Genomic DNA, 22,010 nt, shown 5'->3' with positions numbered 1-22,010 from the left:
TCTCCGGTTCCGGGGCCCCGCCCCGGAGCCGGTTTTCGGAGGAGATACAATGCCAAAACGATTTCGCCTGACCCGCCGATTCCCGGTCGCCATGACCGAGGACGGCTATCGAAAGCTCAGGGCTTTTGCCCGTGAGGCAGGATTAGATGAAGGCGAAGCGCTGTCTTTTCTGTTCGAAAATTTCAACAGCGTCATTGATGAAGACAACCTTACCCATCGATTGCGTCTTTTCAATTCCGAGTTGGAGGCGCGCAAGCGCTAGGCACCAGAACCGCCAAGCTAGGATGAAAGATGCACTAAACGCCACGGGAGGGGCGATTGCATGACCATAAAACTGCACTGCTTCGGAGAAAGCGGCAATTCCTACAAGGCCGCTCTGGCGCTGGAAATGTCTGGCCTCGATTGGGAACCGGTCTTTGTCGATTTCTTCAACGGCGTCACCCGAAGCCCCGAGTTCCGTTCGGAAATCAACGTGATGGGCGAAGCGCCTTTCATGGTCGATGACGATTTCCAAACCTCCCAATCCGGTGCCATTCAGGCCTATGTAACTGAAAAATCAGGCAAGTTTGGAGGCAAAAACCGGGAAGAGAACTATGACATCCTGCGCTGGGTGCTGTGGGACAATCACAAGCTTAGCTCGATGGCGGGCCTGACCCGGTTCCTGATCAACTTTCTGCCCGAACAGCATCGCAACCCGGATGTGATCGCCTTCAACCAGGGCCGCCTGAAGGCCGCTTATCAGGTGCTGAACGCGCATCTGGAAGGCCGTGACTGGATCGTCGGCGACGGCGTGACCAACGCCGATCTCAGCTGCTGCGGCTATCTGTATTACCCCGAACCATTCGGCTTTGACCGTGCCGACTGGCCCAACATCGACGCCTGGCTGACTCGCCTGTCCGAACAGCCCGGCTGGAAACACCCCTATGACCTGATGCCCGGCAACCCGTCGGATCGAGCTTGAGGAGAAGACCCATGACCGAAGCTTATATTTATGACGCCCTGCGCACCCCGCGCGGCAAGGGCCGCAAGGATGGCAGCCTGCACGAGGTGACCTCGGTACGCCTGTCCGCCCTGACCCTGAACGCGATGAAGGAACGCAACAACCTGGAAGGCCACGCCGTCGAGGACGTGATCTGGGGCAACGTCACGCAGGTGATGGAGCAAGGCGGCTGTCTGGCACGTTCGGCGGTTCTGGCCTCGGATCTGGACCAGTCGATCCCCGGCCTGGCGATCAACCGCTTCTGCGCGAGCGGGATGGAAGCCGTGAACCTGGCCGCAAACCAGGTCAAGGGCGGCGCGGGCGACGCTTATATCGCCGGTGGCGTCGAGATGATGGGCCGTGTTCCCATGGGCAGCGACGGGGCGGCGATTGCCGTTGACCCCTCTCTGGCGATGGAGACCTACTTTGTGCCGCAGGGCATCTCGGCCGACATCATTGCCACAGAATACGGGTTCAGCCGCGATGACGCAGACGCTCTGGCGGTTGAATCGCAAAAGCGCGCGGCCGAAGCTTGGGCCGACAACCGGTTCGAAAAGTCGATCATCACAGTGAAAGACCAGAACGGCCTGCCCATTCTGGACCGCGACGAGTACATGCGCCCAGGCACCGACATGCAAAGCCTTGGCGCGCTGAACCCGTCCTTCCAGATGATGGGCGAGCAGATGCCTGGCTTCGACAAGGTGGCGATGCTGAAATACCCACATCTTGAGCGGATCAATCACATCCACCATGCGGGCAACAGCTCGGGCATCGTGGATGGGGCTGCGGCCGTGCTGATCGGCAACAAGGAATTCGGCGAGAAATACGGCCTGAAACCGCGCGCCCGCATCAAGGCCACCGCCAAAATCGGTACCGACCCGACCATCATGCTGACCGGCCCAGTTCCAGTGACCGAGAAAATTCTGGCCGACAACGGCATGAAGATCAGCGATCTGGACCTGTTCGAAGTGAACGAAGCCTTCGCCTCGGTCGTACTGCGGTTCCAACAGGCGTTTGATGTCGACCCGGCGTTGGTGAACGTCAACGGCGGGTCAATCGCGATGGGTCACCCGCTGGGCGCAACCGGCGCGATCATCATCGGCACCTTGCTGGATGAACTGGAGCGTCAGGACAAGGAAACCGGTCTGGCCACGCTTTGCATTGCGTCCGGCATGGGTGCGGCAACGATTATCGAGCGGGTCTGATGCCCAAGCTGGATCTCTCTCAGATCCCGTTCAAGGGGGGCTCGTCCTATCCGGGCAAGCTGGCCGAGGCGACCGCTGGTCGTTTCGTGCAGCGCGTCGGGGATGCGGGCGGGTTGACCCAATACGGGGTCAACATCGTGCGGCTGGAGCCTCAGGGCCTCTCGTCGCTGCGCCACTACCATATGGAGCAGGACGAGTTTGCCATCATGCTCAGCGGCAAATGCGTGCTGATCGATGACGATGGTGAGCATGAGATGCTGCCCGGTGACTGCGCCGCTTGGCCCGCTGGTGAGGCCAATGGCCACCACCTTGTGAACAAGACCGATGCGCCCGCGACCTTTCTGGTGGTGGGCACACGGACCCCGACCGAGACTGGCTATTACAGCGACATAGACATGATGGTGAAGGATGATGAAAACGGATTCTCTTTCACCCGGAAAGACGGCAGCCCGCTGACGGCTGACCAGATTGGAGATGACAATGACTGATTTCACTCTGACCAAAGACGCGGACGGCGTCGCCTTTGTGACCTGGGACGCCCAGGGAAAATCCATGAACGTGCTGACCCGCGAGGCTTTTCAAGAAGTCAGCCAACTGATTGATCAGGCCCTGAGCGACGACGAGATCAAAGGTGTTGTCATTACCTCGGGCAAGGAAGGCTCGTTTGCCGGCGGAATGGACCTGAACACATTGGCCACTATCCGTCAGGAAGCGGGGGACGAACCTGCGCAGGCGTTGTTTGATTTCGTCATGGGCGGGCATCACATCCTGCGCAAACTGGAATTGGCGGGCATGGACCCCAAGACCAAGAAAGGTGGCAAGCCCATCGCCTGCGCGATCAACGGAACCTGCGCCGGGATCGGGACCGAGATCGCACTGGCCTGCCATCACCGCGTCATGACAAGCAACCCAAAATCCAAGATCGGGCTGCCCGAAATCCTGCTGGGCATCTTCCCCGGCGGCGGCGGCACCATCCGTTACAGCCGCATGGTGGGCGCCATGGCGGCGGCCCCGGTACTGCTTGAAGGCAAGATGATGGACCCGGCCAAGGCCAAGGGCGCGCAGTTGATCGACGCAGTTGCCGACGATCCGGTCGCTGCGGCCAAGGAATGGGTTCTGAATGCCAAGGACGCCGACCTGGTGAAACCCTGGGACGCGAAGGGCTACAAGATGCCCGGTGGTGCGCCCTACCACCCTGCCGGTTTCATGACCTTCGTGGGCGCGAGCGCCATGGTTCATGGGAAAACGCAAGGCGCCTTCCCCGCGGCCAAAGCCCTTCTGAGCGCAATCTATGAAGGCGCGCTGGTCGACTTTGACACCGCTTTGAAAATTGAAGCCCGCTGGTTCACCAACGTTCTGATGAACCCGTCCTCGTCGGCGATGATCCGGTCACTGTTCCTCAACAAGGAAGCGCTTGAAAAAGGCGCGGTCCGTCCGAAAGGTGTGCCCGATCAGCGTGTTAAGAAGATCGGCGTTCTGGGCGCTGGGATGATGGGGGCCGGTATCGCGCTGGTTTCGGCCCAAGCTGGCATGGAAGTCGTTCTGGTCGACCGCGATCAAGAGGCGGCCGACAAAGGCAAAGCTTACACCGAAACCTATCTGGACAAGGGTATCAAGCGCGGCAAGGTCACGGCCGAAAAGAAAGAGGCCATGCTGGCCCGCATCACGTCGACACCGGATCTGGACCATCTGAATGGGTGTGACCTGATCATCGAAGCCGTGTTTGAAGACATGGGCGTAAAGGCCGAGATGACCAAAAAGGTCGAGGCAATCATCCCCGAGGACTGCATCTTTGCCTCGAACACCTCGACCCTGCCGATCACCGATCTGGCCAAGGCAAGCGTGCGTCCCGACCAATTCATCGGCATCCACTTCTTCTCACCGGTCGAGAAGATGTTGCTGGTCGAGATCATAAAGGGCAAGGAAACCGGTGATCGCGCCGTTGCCAAGGCGCTAGACTACGTGCGCCAGATCCGCAAGACGCCGATCGTGGTCAACGATGCGCGCTTCTTCTACGCCAATCGCTGCATCATTCCGTACATCAACGAAGGCGCACGGATGATCACCGAAGGCGTGAGCCCCGTGCTGATCGACAACGCTGCGCGTCAGTTGGGCTTTCCGGTTGGTCCGATCCAACTGACCGATGAAACCTCGATTGATCTGGGGGCCAAGATCGCTCGGGCGACCAAGGCAGCCATGGGCAATGCCTATCCGGAAAGCCCCTCGGACGATCTGATCTTCTGGATGGAAGAACAGGGCCGCCTGGGCCGCAAGGCGAATGCCGGTTTCTTCGACTATGACGAGAAGGGCAAGCGCGTCGAATACTGGAAGGGCCTGCAAGACAAGTATCCGCTTGCCGATGACCAGCCTGACCTGATCGAAGTGCAGGAACGTCTGATGTTTGCTCAGGTTCTGGAAGCTGTCCGCGCGCTGGAAGAGGGTGTTCTGGAAGACATCCGTGAAGGCGACGTGGGCGCCATTCTGGGCTGGGGCTTTGCGCCGTGGTCCGGTGGTCCGCTCAGCTGGCTCGACATAATCGGTACGCCCTACGCAGCCGAAAGATGTGATCAGCTGGCCGAGAAATATGGCGAACGCTTTGCCTGCCCTCCGCTGCTGCGTGAGATGGCAGAAAAGGGTCAAACCTTCTACGGGCGTTTCAACCCCGAAGCAAAGGCTGCCTGAATCAGTGACGCAGGCGCGTGAGATCACGCGCCTGCATCGTTTTTGTCAGTGTTTGGTTAGATCTGCCATTCGGGCCGCAGAAACAGCACCGGCGCGTTTGGACGCCCCGGTCGACCCGGCCGCCTGACCCCAGAGGGCGGACGGATCGGAAATATCGGTTCCTGCGGAATGGGTGCAGGCAGGGCACCCAATGGGTTGGCAAGGGCTGACATATCTCCCCTGCTTGCAATCAGGTTGACCAGCTTTGGGCCGGTCTCTTCATCGGCGACATCGTAACCAGCCCCGCTGACCCTGCCGCGCATGTTAAACAGGCCGGAAGGGCAGTAAGCTTGCAGGCCGCCCTCGATAAAGATCACCTGATCTTCGTCGAAAAACAGGGAACGGACCTCGAACGACGATCCCGGTGCCTGCGACATAAGCCGACCCACGCCATTCAGCAGTCTTGCGGATACGACGGAACATCCGCTGACATTGGCATCAAACTGCGACAGGTTCAGAGCGATGCCCTGCTCGGGCATCAGCCAAACGGGGCGCCCGTTATACGCGGCGCGTGCCGGCACGAAAACCGGCAAATACTCGGAACGGCGCTCTTCGGCAGGAATGACCACGACGCTGGTCGAGATGCGGCGCACCTCTTTGAACCCGTGATCCAGAGTTCGGACGAGATCGCCGACTGCAATGCGCTCAACAGGTTTCCACCCGCTGGTTGTCGCAACCTTCGTGCCGCTCAAAAAACCACCACGGCGCGCGTTCACGGCATGGTTCAAACTGGTTGGATCAGTGTCGGACGACTGATCAAGATAAACAGAAATACTCGTAACTTCAGACACGTGCCTAACCCCCTTTGGCACAAACTCACTATGCCAAACAGCTAACATCAAAAATCGGGACTGTCTTATTTCAGACATATTTTTGCCCATTTTGGGCCGTCTCAGCGCATTGCCGGGGCGATTTGGTAAACACTTGCAAGACATAAACAGGCTTTTGTGCAATTTCCGAAACGGTCAGCATGAATGGATCTTACGAATCCATTTGCACCTGTTCCGTTGAAATGAACCTGCTTGTTGAGGTTGCAGCGTGCAAAAAACGTTGGCAGAGCGCTATTGTACGTGTCAGGCAAAATCTTGCTGGGTGGATGACCGCCTGGCCCGCCAGCCCAGCAAAACCCCTGCCGTCGCGATCAGGACAATCCCGGACACTTGCATCAAATCGAGGGTCTGACCCAGTGCGACGAATGCAAAGAGCGGCCCGAAAATCATCACCGAGTACTCGAACACGGCCACGTAAGAGGTCTCGCCTATCTGATAGGCTTTGATGAGCATGAAGACCGCAATCGTCGACCCGACCGCCTGAATAACAATCCATTGCAGCGCGGGCCCCACTTCCCAGACCCAACCCCGTGTAACAAAGCCGTCCGGCCCGTCCAGCGTGGCAACGGGTGCAAGCGTGAACAAGGCGGCGCCCACGGCCCCCGACAGCCCAAGGGTAATGACCATCGCAGCCAGCATCGCAACCGTGCTTTCACGCGCGCAATATGTCCGCGTCATGATCGAACTCAAAGCATAGAAAAAACCTGCCGCAACTGGAAAAACCGAACGCATGTCAAATTCGACAGGGTTTGGCTGCAAAACCAGAAGAGTGCCCGAAAAACCGACCAACACAGCCAGAATGCGCCACGGCCCGATCTTTTGCCCAAGCGCAATGGACGAAATCAACAGCACGAAAATCGGCGAGGTGAACAACCCTGCCAGAGCTTGCGCAATCGGCATCATCGACAGCGATGCAAAATAGAAAAACATGGCCGTCGTAATCAGAAGACTGCGTAAGATGACCGCCCTCCACCGTTGCGGCCTCAGCCCGCCCAGCCCCAATAGGGACAGCCCGACAATCAGCGGCAGCATCAGCAATGCCCGCATAAAATGGAACTGCCACAGCCCGACCGTCTCGGCCAGCAGGATCACAACATTGTCGATCACGCCGATAATTGCCATTGCTGCTACCATAAGGGCTGAAGCCAGCACCGGAGAGGTGGTCGTATCTGCCTGCATGTTCGCGCCCTTGTTGCGATCAAAGATCGGCGATCTTTTTCCTGACGGGTATCCAGCACAAATCGGAATACCTGCGCAACAGGTTTGCGCACGGCGTTTTCACCATGCTAAGCTGCGGCAAAACAATTTCGAGCAGACCCCAACCAGATGACGGCCCTGAAACAGTACCAGCGGATCGAAGCCACCGGTCTGTGGCGCCCTTCGCCCGATGAACAGCGGCGCGAAGTTGTGGTATCGATTGGCAAGGCGACCCTGACCATCTCCGATTTCAATGACAGGGCTTTGACGCATTGGTCTTTGGCGGCGCTTGAAAGACAGAACCCCGGTGTCTTTCCGGCTGTTTTTTGCCCCGACGGTGATCCGGATGAGACACTGGAACTGGGAGAATCCGAAACCACGATGCTTGAAGCGATCGATCGGCTGCAACATGCCATCGAACGTTCGCGCCCCCATCCCGGCCGTTTGCGCTGGATGAGCGTCGGAGGCGTTGTGGCCGCGGTTCTGGCCGTATTGTTGTTTTGGCTGCCCGGTGCGTTGCAAAACCATGTTGTCTCGGTCGTGCCCGAAATCAAACGACAGGAAATCGGAGACACGATACTGCGTCGGATCGAGCGCGTCTCGGGACAGGCCTGCTCGTCTGTGGATGCGCAGGCGTCACTGGATCGGTTGGCCAGTCGTACGGGCGTACGGCAAATCATTATTCTGCCCGCTGGCGTTCAGTACAGTCTCAGCTTGCCGGGTGGCACCGTTCTGTTGAACCGGGCGCTGGTTGAAGACCACGAAGACCCTGCTGTCGCAGCAGGCTATGTTATTGCAGAACGCGCGCGGGCGGCGCTCAACGACCCGCTGGATGATCTGCTGGACAGAACCGGAGCGGCCTCGGCCTTTCGGCTGTTGACGACCGGGGAACTGACACCTGAGATCATCGACACCTATACCGAACAGGTCCTTTCGCAGCCCCGACCTTCCCTTCCGGACGATGACTTGCTGGCGATGTTCTCGCAAAACGCCCTGCCCTCTACCCCTTACGCCTACGCTCAGGACATTACCGGTGAATCAGTACTGGGTCTGATCGAGGCCGATCCCATGGCCGGCCGGACACTGGAACAGGTGTTGCCGGACCGTGATTGGGTCCGGCTACAAAACATATGCGGTGAATAAGCCGGGTTACTTGGTTCCGAACATCCGGTCGCCCGCGTCACCCAGACCCGGCATGATATAGCCTTTCGAGTTCAGCTCGCGGTCCAATGCGGCAGTGACGATGTGCACATCCGGGTGCGCCTCTTTCATACGCGCCACACCTTCCGGCGCGGCCAACAGGCACAGAAACCGGATATCCGTCGCCCCCGCCTCTTTCAGCAGGTCAATCGCCGCGGCCGAGCTGTTGCCGGTGGCCAGCATCGGATCCACCGCGATAACCAAACGGTCTTTCAGGCTCTCGGGTGCCTTGAAGTAATACTGCACGGGCTTCAGCGTTTCTTCGTCGCGATACAGACCGACAAAGCCGACACGCGCAGAGGGAACAAGCTCCAGCACCCCATCCAGCATTCCGTTTCCGGCACGCAGGATCGACACCAGCGCCATTTTCTTGCCCGCCAGTATGGGAGCGTCCATCTCTTCCATCGGCGTTTCGATATTACGCGTGGTCAGGGGAATGTCGCGCGTGACCTCATAGGCCAGCAGCAGCGTTATTTCGCGCAGCAACTGCCGGAACACGGCGGTCGAAGTGCCCTTGTCCCGCATGAGCGTCAGTTTGTGTTGCACCAGAGGGTGATCGACGATGGTCAGATGTTCGCTCATGTTTTCTCCAGTCTCTTCTTGACCCGCGCACGGGTGGCGTCATCGCAAAAGGCCGCTTCCAGGGCGGTTTCGTTCAGGGCCGCAAAATCTTCGGCCTCCCAGCCGAAAGCTGCGTTCAGCATTTCATATTCCCGCCGCATGGTCGTGTGAAAAAATGGCGGGTCATCCGTTGAGACGGTGACCTTCACGCCCGCATCACGCAAGGCCGCGATTGGATGTGTCGCAAAATCCGGGAAAAGCCCCAAAACCACATTCGATCCCGGACAGACCTCAAGAGTGATGTCCCGGTCGACCAATTCGCGAACAAGGTCCGGATCCTCGATGGCGCGAACACCGTGCCCGATGCGCTCGACCCCCAGATCGCGGACGGCATCGCGCACACTTTGAGGGCCTCCAAACTCACCGGCATGTGTCGTCAGCCGCAGGCCGGCCTCGCGCGCGCAGTCAAACGCCCATTTGAAATCGCCCTGAGTGCCAACGGATTCATTGCCACCCATGCCAAAACCGGTGATCCAGTCGCCCGCAGTCTCTGCCGCGCAATAGGCGCTGCGCTTGGCTTGATCGGGGCCGAAATGGCGCACACAGGTAATGACGCCGCGCAGGGTGATGTCAAACTTGCGCTCGGCCTCGTCCGCCGCGTCCTGAATGGCGTTCAGATAGTCCCGCCAGGCGTGCAGGTCGCCGCCGCCACAAAAATCGGGGCTCAGAAAAGTCTCAGAATAGACGACACCGTTTTTGGCGCTTTCTTCAAGAATGGCCAATGTCAGCCGCCGGAAGTCTTCGGGCGTCTTCAGGACTTCGCAAGCAGCTTCATACACATTCAGGAAATGCGCGAAATCGCGGAAATCATAGGATCCGTCCGGCTTGAAGATACCGCTCAGATCCACTCGTTTTTCATGCGCAAGCTGACGTATGAATGCCGGTGGCGCGGCGCCTTCGTGATGCAGGTGCAGTTCTATTTTCGGCAGATCGGCGACGCTCATAGAAAGTTCCTTCCCGGCCCTTGCGCCGGAATGTTCAGGTGATGGGCGATGCTGGCGGCAATATCGGCAAAGTCCACTTGGCCGATCTGCCCCGTGCCCGACCCGGAAATCAGAACCGGCACTTGTTCACGTGTGTGATCTGTCCCGGTCCAGCTGGGATCATTGCCATGATCGGCGGTCAACAACAACAGGTCGTCGGGGCGCAGCCTGGCCAGAATCTTGCCGATCTCGTGATCGAACCATTCCAACGCTCGGGCATAGCCGCTGATATCGCGGCGGTGGCCGTAAAGACTGTCGAATTCAACAAAGTTGGCAAAAGTCAGGCTGCCCTGTTCGGCGTCATCCACCAGCTCTGAAAGGTGCCGCATAAGTTCAGCGTCCGACCCTTTGCGCAGCGTGTCGATACCCTGCATGGAAAAGATGTCGCCGATCTTGCCCACCGCGTGCACCTTCCGCCCGGCATCCTGCACCCAATTGGTCAGAACCTGTGCGGGAGGCAGAATGGCGAAATCCTTGCGGTTGGCAGTCCGTTCGAATCCCACCTCTGGCGAGCCGACAAAGGGGCGCGCAATGACACGGCCCACTTTCATCTTGTGCAAGCGCGGTGCAAGTGCGCGGCACATACCCAGCAAACGGTCCAGTCCGAAACTCTCTTCATGGGCTGCGATCTGAAACACACTGTCGGCTGAGGTGTAGCAGATCGGCCAGCCGGTTCGCATATGCTCGGCACCCAGTTCGGCGATGATCGCCGTGCCCGAGGCATGGCAATCGCCAAGGATGCCTTCGGTCCCGGCGGCCTGGGCCGCTGCGCGGCTCAGGCCCGCGGGAAAAGCCGGAACAGTATCGGGGAAATAGTGCCAATCCCACGGCACCGGCAGACCTGCCAGTTCCCAGTGGCCCGACGGCGTGTCTTTGCCGGGCGAATGCTCGCGCGCGCAGCCCCACAGCCCATTGGGTTTCGCGTTCAATCCGGGGGTTGCGTCCCCAGACGCCAGCCGCGCAGCCGCACCCAAACCCAGCGCATCGAGGGTCGGTAGGATCAAAGGGCCCGAGCGCCCGTCTTCGGCCCGCCCTAAGGCACAGGCTTGCGCGATATGGGCCAGCGTATTTGCCCCACTATCCGGGACGTCGCCATTGAAAAAACGATCGGCATCAGGCGCACCGCCTATTCCAACGGAGTCCATGACGACGAGAAATGCACGGCTCATACGCTGATCCTTTCGTGGATCAGATCCGGAAACGTCGGAGCCATATCGCTGATCTCAATCGCGCTCAGCACGGTTTCAGCTGCTCGGCGCGCGGCATCTTCCCGAGCAGCATGGATCACTGCAATCGGCGCGCCTTTTGACACGCGATCCCCAAGCCGAAGAACACTGGATATTCCGACGGCGGGGTCGATCTCATCACTTTCGACCTGACGGCCACCGCCCAGCGCAACCACGGCAAGACCCAGAGCTTCTCCGTCAACGGCCGAGATGAAGCCGTCCTGCGGGGCCGGAACCTCTTGGATGACATTCGCCTCAGGCAGGAAGCGGGCCCAGGTATCGACAAACTGAACCGGGCCACCAACCGCTGCCATCATACGCCCGAACCGTTCGGCAGCGCGGCCGTCACGGATGGTTTCAAAGATCTTCTCACGCCCTTCCTCAACCGTTCCGCACATTCCTGCATCGGTCAGCAGGACCCCCCCCAGCTCGGCGGAAATGTCTGCCAAAGGGGACGCATTCGACGTGGTCAGCACCTTCATCACTTCCGCGATTTCCAAGGCATTCCCCAACGCCGGGGCCAATGGTTGGTTCATATCCGTGATCACCGCCGACGTGCGGCAGCCTGCTGCGTTTGCTGTCTCGGTCAATGCGGTGGCCAATTTGCGGGCATCTTCCATCGTTTTCATGAAAGCACCGCTGCCGGTTTTGACATCCAGAACCAGCGCGTCCGGGCTGGCGGCCAGTTTCTTGGACAGGATCGACGCCGTGATCAGATCCAGGCTCTCGACCGTCGCGGTCACATCCCGCACCGCATAAAGGCGCTTGTCTGCCGGCGCGATCTGGCCGGTCGCCCCGACGATGGCCGCGCCGGTATCGCGTAAAATCTGCGCAAGGCGGTCTTGCCCGATCTGAGTGCTGACTCCCGGTATCGCCTCTAGCTTGTCCAGCGTTCCGCCGGTATGCCCAAGACCCCGGCCCGAGATCATTGGGACATACGCCCCACATTCCGCCAGCGCCGGAGCAAGAACCAGACTGACGCTATCCCCGACCCCTCCGGTCGAGTGCTTGTCGATCACTGGCCCGTCCACGTCCCACGTCAGAACGTCACCGCTGTCGCGCATCGCAATCGTCAGATCCGCACGCCCCCGAGGGCCCAATCCGCCCATGCAGACAGCCATGGCGAATGCCCCGGCCTGCGCGTCGCTGACGCTTCCATCCGCAAGCCCCTGCGCAAACCAGGTCAGCTCCTCGCGACCGGGCACCTCCTGCCTGCGCAGTTTTGCTATGATCGAGCGGGCATCCATGCGTTCAGACATCCTCCATATGAGACGCGTCGAATGCGCCCGGCAACAAATCCCCGATGGTTGTCTTAAATTCAGCACCGTCCACGGTTGCCAGAGTAACCTTAACGTCGCGCTTGCCAAACTCGGCCAGTTTCTGGCGACACCCACCGCAAGGCGGCACAGGCTGAGGGCTGGAGGCGACCACATAGACCTCGGTCAGTTCCTGCTCACCTGCGGCGACCATCGCGGCAATTGCGCCGGCCTCGGCACAAGTGCCTTCGGGATAGGCCACGTTTTCAACGTTGCACCCGGAAAAGATCTGACCCGTCGAAGTCCGAAGCGCTGCGCCAACCTTGAAATTCGAATAAGGCGCATAGGCGTTTTCGCGGACTGACAAGGCAGCGTCTTTGAGCGACATGGCGATTCCCCGTTTTTTGATCATCTGGTCAGAAATTTGGATCGTTACGTAAAAAGGCCGAGGAATTGAAGCCCCCAGCCAGTGTTTTTCAGTCAGCCCAGTGTTGTCGTGAACGTACCGGGCAAGGTTACTTCCAGCAACTCGATGTTGTCCGAGGGCGAGGACAAGCGCGTGCGCATCCCGGGCGGGATGACAAAGGCATCTCCTTGCTCCAGCCGGTAGGGCTCGCGCCCCTCGCCTTCCAGTGTTACCGCCCCGTCCATCACGAAGGTAAAGTGAATGTCCGTATCGTGACTGGCCCATTCGGTATCGCCCTGCCCTTTGCGTACGACCTGGACGCCAGCGACCCCTTTGGTGTTCTCGGCAATTGTCGTATCGCGGCAGATGTAACCTGGAAGACGGAATGGCACCCATTCAGCATCCTTGGCCTGGTTGTAGACAAAGCGCTGCCCCTGCCATTCACGGTCCGGGCGAAAATGCGGCGTGGGAAGCTGCATATCATGGTCGATTTCCGTGACATGTTCCGCTGGCACACCTATCTCGATGACCTGAACATTGTCTGACGCCTCGAGCACGCGGTGACGAATTTCCGGCGGCTGGATAAAGCAATCCCCTGCGATCAGGCGCATTTTCTCTCCCTGATCCTCGTAGACGACATCCACCCAGCCATGAATGCAGAATATCAGCTGGAACCCGACTTTGTGAAAATGCACCATATCGGGCACCGGGCCCCCGTCCGGGATGCGGATATGGCTGGCGATGATCGATCCACCCAGACGATCCGGCACCAGATCGCGATAGTGCATCCCCGCCCGACCGATGATCCATGGCGCCTGATCCTTGAGCCGGCGCACCACAAAGGAATGAACTGTTTCAGGCATCACCAGCGGCGGATTACGCTCTTCGATTTCGATCCGGGTCCCATTCGGCGCGACAAGAACGCGTTGGCCATCTGCAAAGCTTTCCGGGTCATCTGTCAGGATGCGCAATGTTCCCGGAGCTTCGGGCGCGTCTTTTTCAATCCGCAGCCGCAGACCGTGCCCCGAAAACACTGCGACGCGCGGATCGTCCGCGGGATAGATCATGTCCATCTGCATCCCCAACACCTTGGTATAAAAGGGGATGTCGTTTCGAATTTCCTGGGTAGGCAACCGGAATTCAGCTTGGGTCCGGGAAGGCACGTATGTCTTTGTCATGAGATGTCTCGTCAGAATTCGATTTTGACCATCCGATCAGAACAGAGGCCAAAATGCCAATCGAAAAGAACATCTCGAGCGTTTCTTCCATCACAAAAAGGCGCGTCTTCACAACTGACGACAAAGCTTGGCCGTGCAGACCGGTGAATTCTTCAAGAAGCTGAGCGATGACGGCAAGACAGCCGGCCGCAATGAACACGATCAGAAAAGACGCGCGCTGTTTGACAGCACACCATCCCGTCGGGATCCCATGCCAGATGACACCGCCCAGAACAACGCAGGCCAGAACGACCCTGACCAGAGTGACGTCCAGCACCACATCCAGACCGTCAAGGATCAGGAACGGCAAACTGCCTTCAGGATAAACGTCTGCTTCCAGCTCACGCTCGGCCAACAACAGGAATGCTAACCCGATATACAGCCGGGTGACACCTGGATATCGCCACAAAGCCGCCACACCTGCTGCAAACAAACACGCGGCGGAAATTGTTTCAAACAACCCGCCTTCCTGGTTGAGAACCAGTGCCTGTTCTGGCCAGATGCCAACAGCACCAAGAAGCACAACACCTGACAGCACCGCAAACCAAAGGGTTAGCCGCACAACTCCGGTATCCGACACAGAACCGGAAAACAGGCCATCGACCTGATCATTTGCCTTGAAAGTCATTACTGCTTCGTCTTGCCTGAGTGTTTGTTCGTTTCGCAAAGTTGCCTAGATTTAAAAAAAATATGTCAAAATTCAACCCATTTCGGGTGTGCAACTGCGCCACGTCGGCAAAATTACGCAACGTAGCCAAGCTTGGACGAATAGTTTAATGTTAAATCAAATTCTAAGAGGGAACTGAAACTTCAATGTCTGACACCCCCAGCCTGCGACAGGCCGCGCTTGACTATCACGCCCATCCGAAACCCGGAAAACTTGAGATCAAGGCCACGAAACCGATGGCCAACGGTCGCGATCTGGCGCGCGCCTATTCGCCCGGCGTGGCCGAGGCCAGCCTTGAAATCAAAGCCGACGCCGCAAACGCGGAAAAGTACACGGCGCGCGGCAACCTTGTCGCCGTGGTATCCAACGGCACCGCGGTTCTTGGTCTGGGCAATATCGGGGCGCTGGCCTCGAAACCAGTGATGGAGGGCAAAGCCGTCCTGTTCAAAAAATTCGCTGGTATTGACTGTTTTGATATCGAAGTAGACCAGCCTGATCCGGAAAAGCTGGCGGATATCGTCTGCGCACTGGAACCGACATTCGGGGCCATCAACCTGGAAGACATCAAGGCACCGGATTGTTTCATTGTCGAAAAGCTGTGCCGCGAGCGCATGAACATTCCCGTTTTCCACGACGATCAGCACGGAACCGCCATTGTCGTCGGGGCCGCGGCCAAGAACGCTTTGCATGTGGCGGGGAAATCCTTTGCGGACATCAAAGTCGTATCAACCGGCGGCGGGGCTGCTGGGATTGCCTGCCTGAACATGCTGGTGAAACTGGGCGTGAAACAGGAAAACATCTGGCTGTGCGATATTCACGGGCTCGTCTACGAGGGGCGCGCCGAGGATATGAACCCGCACAAGTCGCAGTTTGCTCAGAAAACGGAATTGCGGACTCTGGATGATGTGATCGGCGATGCGGATCTGTTTCTGGGCCTGAGTGGCCCGAATGTCCTGAAGCCTGAAATGGTTCAGAAAATGGCCGATCGTCCGATCATCTTCGCACTGGCCAACCCAACGCCAGAAATTCTGCCTCAGGCCGCGCGTGAGGTTGCACCGGACGCGATCATCGCCACGGGGCGCAGCGATTTTCCCAATCAGGTCAACAACGTATTGTGCTTTCCGTTTATCTTCCGGGGCGCTCTGGATGTGGGCGCGACCGAGATCAATGACGCAATGCAGATCGCCTGCGTTGACGGCATTGCGGAAATGGCCCGCGCGACGACAAGCGCCGAGGCGGCAGCCGCCTACAAGGGCGAGCAACTGACCTTTGGGCCGGATTACCTGATTCCGAAACCTTTTGATCCGCGTTTGGTGGGTGTCGTCTCGTCTTCCGTTGCCAAGGCAGCCATGGAAAGCGGCGTCGCAAAGCGCCCCATCAAGGATCTTGAGGCCTATAAGGAAAAACTCAACCAGTCTGTTTTCAAGTCGGCGCTTTTGATGCGCCCCGTATTCGAGGCCGCGGCCGTCGCATCCCGTCGCATCGTATTTGCCGAAGGCGAAGATGAAAGGGTGCTGCGGGCTGCACAGGCCATTCTTGAGGAAACAACGGAAACACCGATCCTGATCGGACGCCCTGAAGTCATCGAATCCCGATGCGAAAAACTGGGCCTGACCATTCGCCCGGGCACAGACTGCCAGATCGTGAACCCGGAAAACGATCCGCGTTATTACGATTACTGGAACTCGTATCATCAGATCATGCAGCGCCGAGGTGTGACCCCGGATCTGGCCAAGGCGATCATGCGCACAAATACAACCGCCATCGGCGCGATCATGGTGCATCGGGGCGAGGCTGACAGCCTGATCTGCGGCACGTTCGGCGAGTATCGCTGGCATCTGAATTATGTTGAACAGGTGCTTGACGATGGAAACCTGCGTCCGCACGGCGCGTTGTCTCTGATGATTTTGGAAGACGGCCCTCTGTTCATCGCCGATACGCATGTCCGGCAATTGCCGACACCCGAAGAACTGGCGGAATCCACCATTGGCGCCGCGCGGCATGTTCGCCGATTTGGGATCGAACCCAAGATCGCATTCTGTTCGCAATCACAATTCGGCAATCAGGCAGAAGGATCTGGAAAACGCCTGCGCGCAGCATTGGACATCCTGGACCAGAAACCGCGTGACTTTGTCTATGAAGGCGAAATGAACCTGGATGCGGCCCTTGATGCGGATCTTCGGGCACGAATTTTTCCGGGTTCTCGCCTACAGGGCGCGGCAAATGTGCTGATCTTTGCTCATGCGGATGCGGCCAGCGGCGTGCGCAATATCCTGAAAATGAAAGCGGACGGTATCGAAGTTGGCCCCATTCTGATGGGGATGGGCAACAAGGCGCACATCGTCACCCCGTCCATTACCGCACGCGGATTGCTGAACATGGCTGCCATCGCGGGGACCCCGGTGGCGCATTACGGGTGAGCCGACCGCCCGACGCCCAAAACCGCATCCCCTACGGGGGTGCGGTTAACACAATTCTCACCTTTTGACTGCTATATGTCGTTGCATCTCCGTGGAAGCCGTGGGGTACGCGGAAGAAGGACGAATAGGCCTCGCGCCGAGTCGCCTCGGACGTGATCTTTTGCACAGTCGAATTTGCAAGTTTGCAAAATGGCCTCTTTGGCGCAGAAAATCCAATGCTGGAAAAGATGTTTGCAAAAATTTGCAAGCTGTTGCGCGAATTACTGCAAATATTTTGCGATAAACTGACGCGTCGTCATTTGACGCGCTTGCCCGATAGTTTTCTGGGTCCTAACACAAAGACCAAGTCGTTGTGAGGAGGACGAGATGGCGTATCAGGACGTTTATGACAGTTGGAAGAAAGACCCCGAGGCATTCTGGATGAACGCCGCCAAGGGGATCGATTGGGTCAAAGAACCCAGCAAAGCTCTGTTCGACGACAACGCGCCTTTGTACGAATGGTTCAGCGACGCACGGGTCAATACCTGCTGGAACGCCGTGGACCGCCACGTGGAAAACGGGCGCGGCGAGCAGACCGCCATCATCTATGACAGCCCGATCACCCATACCAAGCGCGAGATTTCCTATGTCGAGCTGCGCAACCGCGTGGCCAATCTTGCCGGCGCGCTGCGGGCGAAAGGTATCGAGAAAGGTGACCGCGTCATCATCTACATGCCGATGATCCCCGAGGCGCTTGAGGCGATGCTGGCCTGCGCACGTCTGGGCGCTGTGCATTCCGTTGTGTTCGGCGGATTTGCCAGCAACGAACTGGCAGTTCGCATCGACGACGCCAAACCCAAAGCCGTCATTGCAGCGTCCTGCGGTATGGAACCTGGCCGGGTCGTACACTACAAGCCGCTTCTGGACGGTGCCATCGAACTTGCCAAGCACAAGCCGGATTTCTGCGTCATCTTTCAGCGCGAACAGGAAGTTGCGCAGCTGATCGAAGGCCGCGACTACAACTGGCACGGGTTCCAGTACGGTGTCGAACCGGCGGAATGTGTTCCCGTCGACGGCAATGATCCGGCCTACATCCTGTACACATCGGGCACCACGGGGGCACCCAAGGGTGTCGTGCGTCCCACTGCCGGACATCTGGTGGCACTGAACTGGACCATGAAGAACATCTATGACGTTGATCCCGGTGATGTATTCTGGGCGGCCTCCGATGTGGGTTGGGTCGTTGGACATTCCTATATCTGCTATGCCCCCCTGATCCACGGCAACACGACGATTGTGTTCGAAGGCAAACCGGTCGGCACCCCTGATGCGGGAACCTTCTGGCGCGTGATCTCGGAACACAAGGTTAAAAGCTTCTTCACCGCCCCTACGGCGATCCGTGCCGTGAAACGAGAAGACCCCAAAGGCGAATTGATCGCCAAGTACGATCTGTCTCATCTACGGGCACTGTATCTTGCGGGGGAACGGGCTGACCCCGACACCATCATCTGGGCGCAGGATGCGCTGAAGGTTCCGGTGATCGACCATTGGTGGCAGACCGAAACCGGATGGTCCATCGCCGGAAATCCGCTGGGTATCGAAGAGCTTCCGATTAAGCTGGGTTCGCCCGCGAAACCGATGCCCGGCTATGATGTGCAAATTCTCGACGAAGGCGGCCACCCAATGAAAGCCGGCGAACTGGGGGCCATCGCGGTCAAACTGCCATTGCCTCCGGGCACCCTGCCGACCTTGTGGAACGCCGAAGAACGGTTCCGGAAGTCATATCTGGAGCATTTCCCCGGGTATTATGAAACCGGCGATGCCGGCATGATCGACGAGGACGGATATCTTTACATTATGGCCCGCACCGATGATGTCATCAACGTCGCGGGTCACCGCCTGTCGACCGGGGGGATGGAGGAAGTGCTTGCCGCTCACCCGGACGTCGCGGAATGCGCGGTGATCGGCGTATCGGATCAGCTTAAAGGTCAGATGCCCGTTGGGTTCCTGTGCCTGAATGCCGGCGCTGATCGGGATCATGGCGACGTGGTTCAGGAGGTCGTCAAGATGGTGCGGGAAAAGATCGGCCCGGTGGCGGCCTTTAAACTGGCCGTCGTCGTCGACAGGTTGCCCAAGACACGTTCGGGTAAAATCCTGCGGGGTACGATGGTGTCGATTGCAGACGGTCAGGATTACAAAATGCCTGCAACGATCGATGATCCAGCCATTCTTGACGAGATCAAAGAGGCCTTGCAGACAATCGGTTACGCCAAGTAACCCGAGGGGCGGCATTAGCCGCCCATTTTTTGTCTTCTCTTGCAACCGGAAGCAGCCCCTCTACTGTCACGTTAAGACAGTGAGGACCCATGACACAAACCGATATCTGGCGTCTCAGCGCCACAGACCTGACCACCCTGACAAGACGCGGCGACCTGAGTGCAACCGAGGCGGTTCGGGCCTCGATCGAGCGAATGGATGAGGTCAACCCCGGTTTGAATGCGGTGGTGGAAAACCTGCGCGAGCAAGCGTTGGAACGTGCCGAAGCGCTGGACAATGCGCGGGCTGGCGGCAAACCCACGGGTCCGCTGCATGGCGTGCCGGTCACGATCAAGGTGAACGTTGACCAAAAAGGCCATGCCACAACCAACGGTGTCGTCGCATTGAAAGATGTGATTGCACCGGATGACGCCCCGGTTGTGAGCAATCTGCTAAAGGCAGGGGCTGTTGTTGTCGGGCGAACCAACACGCCCGAGTTCTCTTTCCGCGCCGACACGGACAATCCGCTGTATGGGCGTACGCACAACCCCTGGGGGCGGCATATCTCGCCCGGCGGCTCTTCCGGTGGCGCTGGCGTCGCGGTCATGGCCGGAATCGGCGCGCTGGCCCATGGCAACGATATCGGCGGCAGCCTGCGCTTTCCCGCGGCGGCCAACGGAGCCGTGACCGTGAAACCCGGGCTGGGGCGTGTCCCGGCGTGGAACCCAAGCCAGAAAGTCGAACGCGGTTTGCTGGCGCAGTCGATGTCAGTTCAGGGTCTGATAACCCGGTCGGCTGCTGACCTGCATCTGTCCATGCCCAGCCTGATCGCCGCCGACGCGCGTGACCCGTTTCACGTGCCGATGCCCTGGCGTGGTCCCGATCCTGACGCGCCCGTCAAGGTGGCCTTTACCAAGAACACATTCGGCTATGCCCTGCACCCCGAGGTGGAAAAAGCGCTCGACACGGCACGGGACGCACTGACCGATGCGGGTTATGTGGTGCAAGAGATTGACCCGCCTGATGTATTTGAATGCGGTCGGATCGGTTACCGTACGCTGATGGGCGAAGTGCTCACGCTCATGCAATCAGATATCGAAACGGTCGGCTCGAAAACCATTCAGAATATCTTTGCGGTCTATTTCCAGGAGTTCCCGCCAATTGTCGAAACCGAGATGGTTCAGATGCTGGCCAAACGAAGCCACTATGCGCGGGAATGGTCCCTGTTTTTACAAGATTACCCTTTGGTGCTGTCGCCTTTCCTGCCACAGCCGTTCTTCAAACCTGACCGGGACACCGAAGGCGCCGACGGAGTGCATGAGGTTCTGGGGTGCGCCGTTTATTCCTATGCGATGAACTTTCTGGGCCTGCCTGCGGCATGTGTCCCGGCCCGGCTGGCTGAATTGCCAAAGGGCCCACAGCCGATCAATGTTCAGATTGCAGCACAGCGCTGGCGCGAAGATCTGGCGGTGGATGCGGCCTCGGCAATCGAGGCACGCGTGGGCCAAATGTGCCTGCCGCTTTGGGAGAAGTCAGAGTTGCAGGGCGGCTGCAAAAAATAGACCCCGGGACATTGTACCCGGGGTCCGACTGCTAAAATAAGCCCGGATTTCTGATGACGAGCGTAGCACCACCCACCCTCGCCAGCGCAAAATCTGCGCAATCATTCGAATACGCCGTTCAGGTGGCCACTCACTCCCACCTTGGCGTGTTCTCCGGGCTATTTCACATTAGCCAATCGTTAAGGGAATTCCTGTGAACTGCTTCACATAGGCGTGAGAAAAAATTTGGAGATGGCCGATTTTACGTGAATTGTTCGGATATTAGACGTTCTTCCAACCCATGGCCGGGGTCGAAAAGGATACGGTGCGCAATGGCTGGTTCCGACCTGATCTCGACCCAGTCTATATCCGGGAAAGAAACGGAATCAGCAGCCACGATGACGGGTCGCTTGTCAGCTTCGACCACATCGAACCTGACTTTCGCCATTTTCGGCAACAAGGCACCGCGCCACCGCCGTGGGCGAAACGCCGCGATGGGTGTCAGGGCCAGAACGTCAGCGCCAATCGGAACAATCGGCCCATGCGCGGAATAGTTATAGGCGGTCGATCCCGCAGGAGTGGCAAGTAATGCCCCGTCACAGACCAATTCGGCCATGCGCACCCGGTCGTCTACGCTGATCTTGAGCCTTGCTGCCTGAGGACCGGCGCGTAGCAATGACACTTCGTTGATCGCCAAGGCTTGGTGCAGTTTTCCTGATTGGTCCATCGCCTGCATGGCCAACGGGTTGATAACCTCTTCTTCGGCATCCTCCAACCGCGCCATCAGATCGTCTTCGTGATACTCATTCATCAGAAAGCCGATCGTGCCGCGATTCATCCCGTAAACCGGAGTATCGAGATGCTGCACATTGTACAAAGTGTGCAACATGAAGCCATCACCCCCAAGAGCAACCACAACATCTGCGTCGCGGGGCGCCACATTACCGTGTTTGGACACCAGAATATCCCGGGCCGTTTGCGCCACTTTGACCTCACTGGCAAGAAAGGCGATTCTTTTTTTCATGTTTTCCGGTTTCCGGTGCTGCACATTTGGTTCCGAAACAAACATACCTTTCCCCGATAGGCCAGTCTTGACGCCGCAGCGGGCCAAATCGTCGCTTTAAGCCTTTTGCGAATGTGGCGTTTCCGATAGGAAATCCGCAAGATTTTTACCCAGCCATGTGGAGCGCCCATGAACGCCAATCTTCGTGATACCGGATTTTTTACCCAGTCCCTTTCTGATCGTGATCCCGAGCTTTTTGGCTCGATCACGTCGGAACTGGGTCGTCAGCGCGACGAGATCGAG

General features: G+C 58.4%; 19 protein-coding genes. 9 read left to right on the top strand and 10 right to left on the bottom strand.

Annotated features, from left to right (window positions below; genetic code table 11):
* Nucleotides 1-49 precede the first annotated feature (49 nt).
* The 5 genes from ACR0I0_RS00095 to ACR0I0_RS00075 are packed head-to-tail and all read left to right on the top strand — an operon-like array spanning nt 50 to nt 4,866.
* Nucleotides 50-262 (top strand): hypothetical protein, encoded by a 213-nt coding sequence (locus ACR0I0_RS00095; RefSeq protein WP_152457422.1) that lies wholly within the window; start codon nt 50-52, stop codon nt 260-262.
* Between the two features lie 60 nt (nt 263-322).
* The gene (locus ACR0I0_RS00090; RefSeq protein ID WP_171723608.1) at nt 323-961 is read left to right on the top strand and encodes a glutathione S-transferase family protein; all 639 of its coding nucleotides are present in this window, start codon (nt 323-325) and stop codon (nt 959-961) included.
* A gap of 11 nt (nt 962-972) precedes the next feature.
* Nucleotides 973-2,184 (top strand): acetyl-CoA C-acetyltransferase, encoded by a 1,212-nt coding sequence (locus tag ACR0I0_RS00085; RefSeq protein WP_171633703.1) that lies wholly within the window; start codon nt 973-975, stop codon nt 2,182-2,184.
* Nucleotides 2,184-2,672 (top strand): cupin domain-containing protein, encoded by a 489-nt coding sequence (locus ACR0I0_RS00080; protein ID WP_152457419.1) that lies wholly within the window; start codon nt 2,184-2,186, stop codon nt 2,670-2,672. The genes ACR0I0_RS00085 and ACR0I0_RS00080 overlap by 1 nt, the downstream gene beginning before the upstream one ends.
* A complete protein-coding gene (locus ACR0I0_RS00075) occupies nt 2,665-4,866 on the top strand; it encodes a 3-hydroxyacyl-CoA dehydrogenase NAD-binding domain-containing protein (RefSeq protein WP_209833648.1) in 2,202 nt (733 codons plus the stop codon). The genes ACR0I0_RS00080 and ACR0I0_RS00075 overlap by 8 nt, the downstream gene beginning before the upstream one ends.
* Nucleotides 4,867-4,922: 56 nt before the next feature.
* On the opposite strand, the gene ACR0I0_RS00070 is transcribed toward ACR0I0_RS00075, so the two are convergent.
* Nucleotides 4,923-5,696, bottom strand: a complete 774-nt coding sequence (locus ACR0I0_RS00070) for a Hint domain-containing protein (RefSeq protein WP_480489723.1) — start codon at nt 5,694-5,696, stop codon at nt 4,923-4,925.
* A gap of 282 nt (nt 5,697-5,978) precedes the next feature.
* Entirely contained in the window at nt 5,979-6,914 is a 936-nt protein-coding gene (locus tag ACR0I0_RS00065; RefSeq protein WP_171723610.1) for a DMT family transporter, read from the bottom strand.
* Between the two features lie 147 nt (nt 6,915-7,061).
* Here ACR0I0_RS00065 and ACR0I0_RS00060 point away from each other — a divergent pair, with 147 nt between their 5' ends.
* Nucleotides 7,062-8,075 carry a hypothetical protein gene (locus ACR0I0_RS00060; RefSeq protein WP_480489721.1) on the top strand — a complete coding sequence of 338 codons (1,014 nt, stop codon included), beginning with the start codon at nt 7,062-7,064 and terminating at the stop codon, nt 8,073-8,075.
* 6 nt (nt 8,076-8,081) lie between these two features.
* On the opposite strand, the gene upp is transcribed toward ACR0I0_RS00060, so the two are convergent.
* From upp to ACR0I0_RS00025, 7 genes are all read right to left on the bottom strand, one after another.
* Nucleotides 8,082-8,714: a uracil phosphoribosyltransferase gene (upp, locus tag ACR0I0_RS00055; protein ID WP_171633718.1), complete on the bottom strand. Its 633-nt coding sequence runs from the start codon at nt 8,712-8,714 to the stop codon at nt 8,082-8,084.
* A complete protein-coding gene (locus ACR0I0_RS00050; RefSeq protein ID WP_171723612.1) occupies nt 8,711-9,697 on the bottom strand; it encodes an adenosine deaminase in 987 nt (328 codons plus the stop codon). Before ACR0I0_RS00050 ends, upp begins: the two co-directional genes overlap by 4 nt.
* Nucleotides 9,694-10,905, bottom strand: coding sequence for a phosphopentomutase (locus tag ACR0I0_RS00045; RefSeq protein WP_480489719.1), 1,212 nt, complete (start codon nt 10,903-10,905; stop codon nt 9,694-9,696). Before ACR0I0_RS00045 ends, ACR0I0_RS00050 begins: the two co-directional genes overlap by 4 nt.
* Nucleotides 10,902-12,209: a thymidine phosphorylase gene (locus ACR0I0_RS00040; RefSeq protein ID WP_210092785.1), complete on the bottom strand. Its 1,308-nt coding sequence runs from the start codon at nt 12,207-12,209 to the stop codon at nt 10,902-10,904. Before ACR0I0_RS00040 ends, ACR0I0_RS00045 begins: the two co-directional genes overlap by 4 nt.
* 4 nt (nt 12,210-12,213) lie before the next feature.
* On the bottom strand, nt 12,214-12,630 hold the full coding sequence (locus ACR0I0_RS00035; RefSeq protein WP_171723615.1) for a cytidine deaminase: 417 nt from the start codon (nt 12,628-12,630) through the stop codon (nt 12,214-12,216).
* Between the two features lie 68 nt (nt 12,631-12,698).
* Entirely contained in the window at nt 12,699-13,802 is a 1,104-nt protein-coding gene (locus ACR0I0_RS00030; protein ID WP_480489717.1) for a cupin domain-containing protein, read from the bottom strand.
* Nucleotides 13,765-14,469, bottom strand: a complete 705-nt coding sequence (locus ACR0I0_RS00025; protein ID WP_480489715.1) for a hypothetical protein — start codon at nt 14,467-14,469, stop codon at nt 13,765-13,767. Before ACR0I0_RS00025 ends, ACR0I0_RS00030 begins: the two co-directional genes overlap by 38 nt.
* 185 nt (nt 14,470-14,654) lie before the next feature.
* Between ACR0I0_RS00025 and ACR0I0_RS00020 the strand changes: the two genes are divergently transcribed.
* The 3 genes from ACR0I0_RS00020 to ACR0I0_RS00010 all read left to right on the top strand — a co-directional run bounded on the left by ACR0I0_RS00020 (nt 14,655) and on the right by ACR0I0_RS00010 (nt 20,725).
* Nucleotides 14,655-16,928: an NADP-dependent malic enzyme gene (locus ACR0I0_RS00020; protein ID WP_171633733.1), complete on the top strand. Its 2,274-nt coding sequence runs from the start codon at nt 14,655-14,657 to the stop codon at nt 16,926-16,928.
* Nucleotides 16,929-17,294: 366 nt separating this feature from the next.
* Complete coding sequence (gene prpE / locus ACR0I0_RS00015; RefSeq protein WP_480489713.1) at nt 17,295-19,184, top strand: propionate-CoA ligase PrpE; 1,890 nt, start codon at nt 17,295-17,297, stop codon at nt 19,182-19,184.
* Between the two features lie 89 nt (nt 19,185-19,273).
* The gene (locus ACR0I0_RS00010) at nt 19,274-20,725 is read left to right on the top strand and encodes an amidase family protein (protein WP_480489711.1); all 1,452 of its coding nucleotides are present in this window, start codon (nt 19,274-19,276) and stop codon (nt 20,723-20,725) included.
* A gap of 241 nt (nt 20,726-20,966) precedes the next feature.
* Here the strand turns inward: ACR0I0_RS00010 and ACR0I0_RS00005 are convergent, their stop codons facing one another.
* On the bottom strand, nt 20,967-21,728 hold the full coding sequence (locus ACR0I0_RS00005) for an NAD kinase (RefSeq protein ID WP_245217987.1): 762 nt from the start codon (nt 21,726-21,728) through the stop codon (nt 20,967-20,969).
* Nucleotides 21,729-22,010: the final 282 nt, after the last annotated feature.

The sequence above is a fragment of the Ruegeria sp. AG6 genome (assembly GCF_056541565.1).
The sequence above is the reverse complement of the archived record's forward strand: the minus strand, read 5'-3'. Positions and strand labels throughout refer to the sequence as shown.

Excerpts from the sequence above, each read along its gene's own strand:
- ACR0I0_RS00095 (WP_152457422.1), top strand. The coding sequence starts at position 50 with ATGCCAAAACGATTTCGCCTGACCCGCCGATTCCCGGTCGCCATGACC.
- ACR0I0_RS00090 (WP_171723608.1), top strand. The coding sequence starts at position 323 with ATGACCATAAAACTGCACTGCTTCGGAGAAAGCGGCAATTCCTACAAG.
- ACR0I0_RS00085 (WP_171633703.1), top strand. The coding sequence starts at position 973 with ATGACCGAAGCTTATATTTATGACGCCCTGCGCACCCCGCGCGGCAAG.
- ACR0I0_RS00080 (WP_152457419.1), top strand. The coding sequence starts at position 2,184 with ATGCCCAAGCTGGATCTCTCTCAGATCCCGTTCAAGGGGGGCTCGTCC.
- ACR0I0_RS00075 (WP_209833648.1), top strand. The coding sequence starts at position 2,665 with ATGACTGATTTCACTCTGACCAAAGACGCGGACGGCGTCGCCTTTGTG.
- ACR0I0_RS00065 (WP_171723610.1), bottom strand. The coding sequence starts at position 6,914 with ATGCAGGCAGATACGACCACCTCTCCGGTGCTGGCTTCAGCCCTTATG.
- ACR0I0_RS00060 (WP_480489721.1), top strand. The coding sequence starts at position 7,062 with ATGACGGCCCTGAAACAGTACCAGCGGATCGAAGCCACCGGTCTGTGG.
- upp (WP_171633718.1), bottom strand. The coding sequence starts at position 8,714 with ATGAGCGAACATCTGACCATCGTCGATCACCCTCTGGTGCAACACAAA.
- ACR0I0_RS00050 (WP_171723612.1), bottom strand. The coding sequence starts at position 9,697 with ATGAGCGTCGCCGATCTGCCGAAAATAGAACTGCACCTGCATCACGAA.
- ACR0I0_RS00045 (WP_480489719.1), bottom strand. The coding sequence starts at position 10,905 with ATGAGCCGTGCATTTCTCGTCGTCATGGACTCCGTTGGAATAGGCGGT.
- ACR0I0_RS00040 (WP_210092785.1), bottom strand. The coding sequence starts at position 12,209 with ATGGATGCCCGCTCGATCATAGCAAAACTGCGCAGGCAGGAGGTGCCC.
- ACR0I0_RS00035 (WP_171723615.1), bottom strand. The coding sequence starts at position 12,630 with ATGATCAAAAAACGGGGAATCGCCATGTCGCTCAAAGACGCTGCCTTG.
- ACR0I0_RS00030 (WP_480489717.1), bottom strand. The coding sequence starts at position 13,802 with ATGACAAAGACATACGTGCCTTCCCGGACCCAAGCTGAATTCCGGTTG.
- ACR0I0_RS00025 (WP_480489715.1), bottom strand. The coding sequence starts at position 14,469 with ATGACTTTCAAGGCAAATGATCAGGTCGATGGCCTGTTTTCCGGTTCT.
- ACR0I0_RS00020 (WP_171633733.1), top strand. The coding sequence starts at position 14,655 with ATGTCTGACACCCCCAGCCTGCGACAGGCCGCGCTTGACTATCACGCC.
- prpE (WP_480489713.1), top strand. The coding sequence starts at position 17,295 with ATGGCGTATCAGGACGTTTATGACAGTTGGAAGAAAGACCCCGAGGCA.
- ACR0I0_RS00010 (WP_480489711.1), top strand. The coding sequence starts at position 19,274 with ATGACACAAACCGATATCTGGCGTCTCAGCGCCACAGACCTGACCACC.
- ACR0I0_RS00005 (WP_245217987.1), bottom strand. The coding sequence starts at position 21,728 with ATGAAAAAAAGAATCGCCTTTCTTGCCAGTGAGGTCAAAGTGGCGCAA.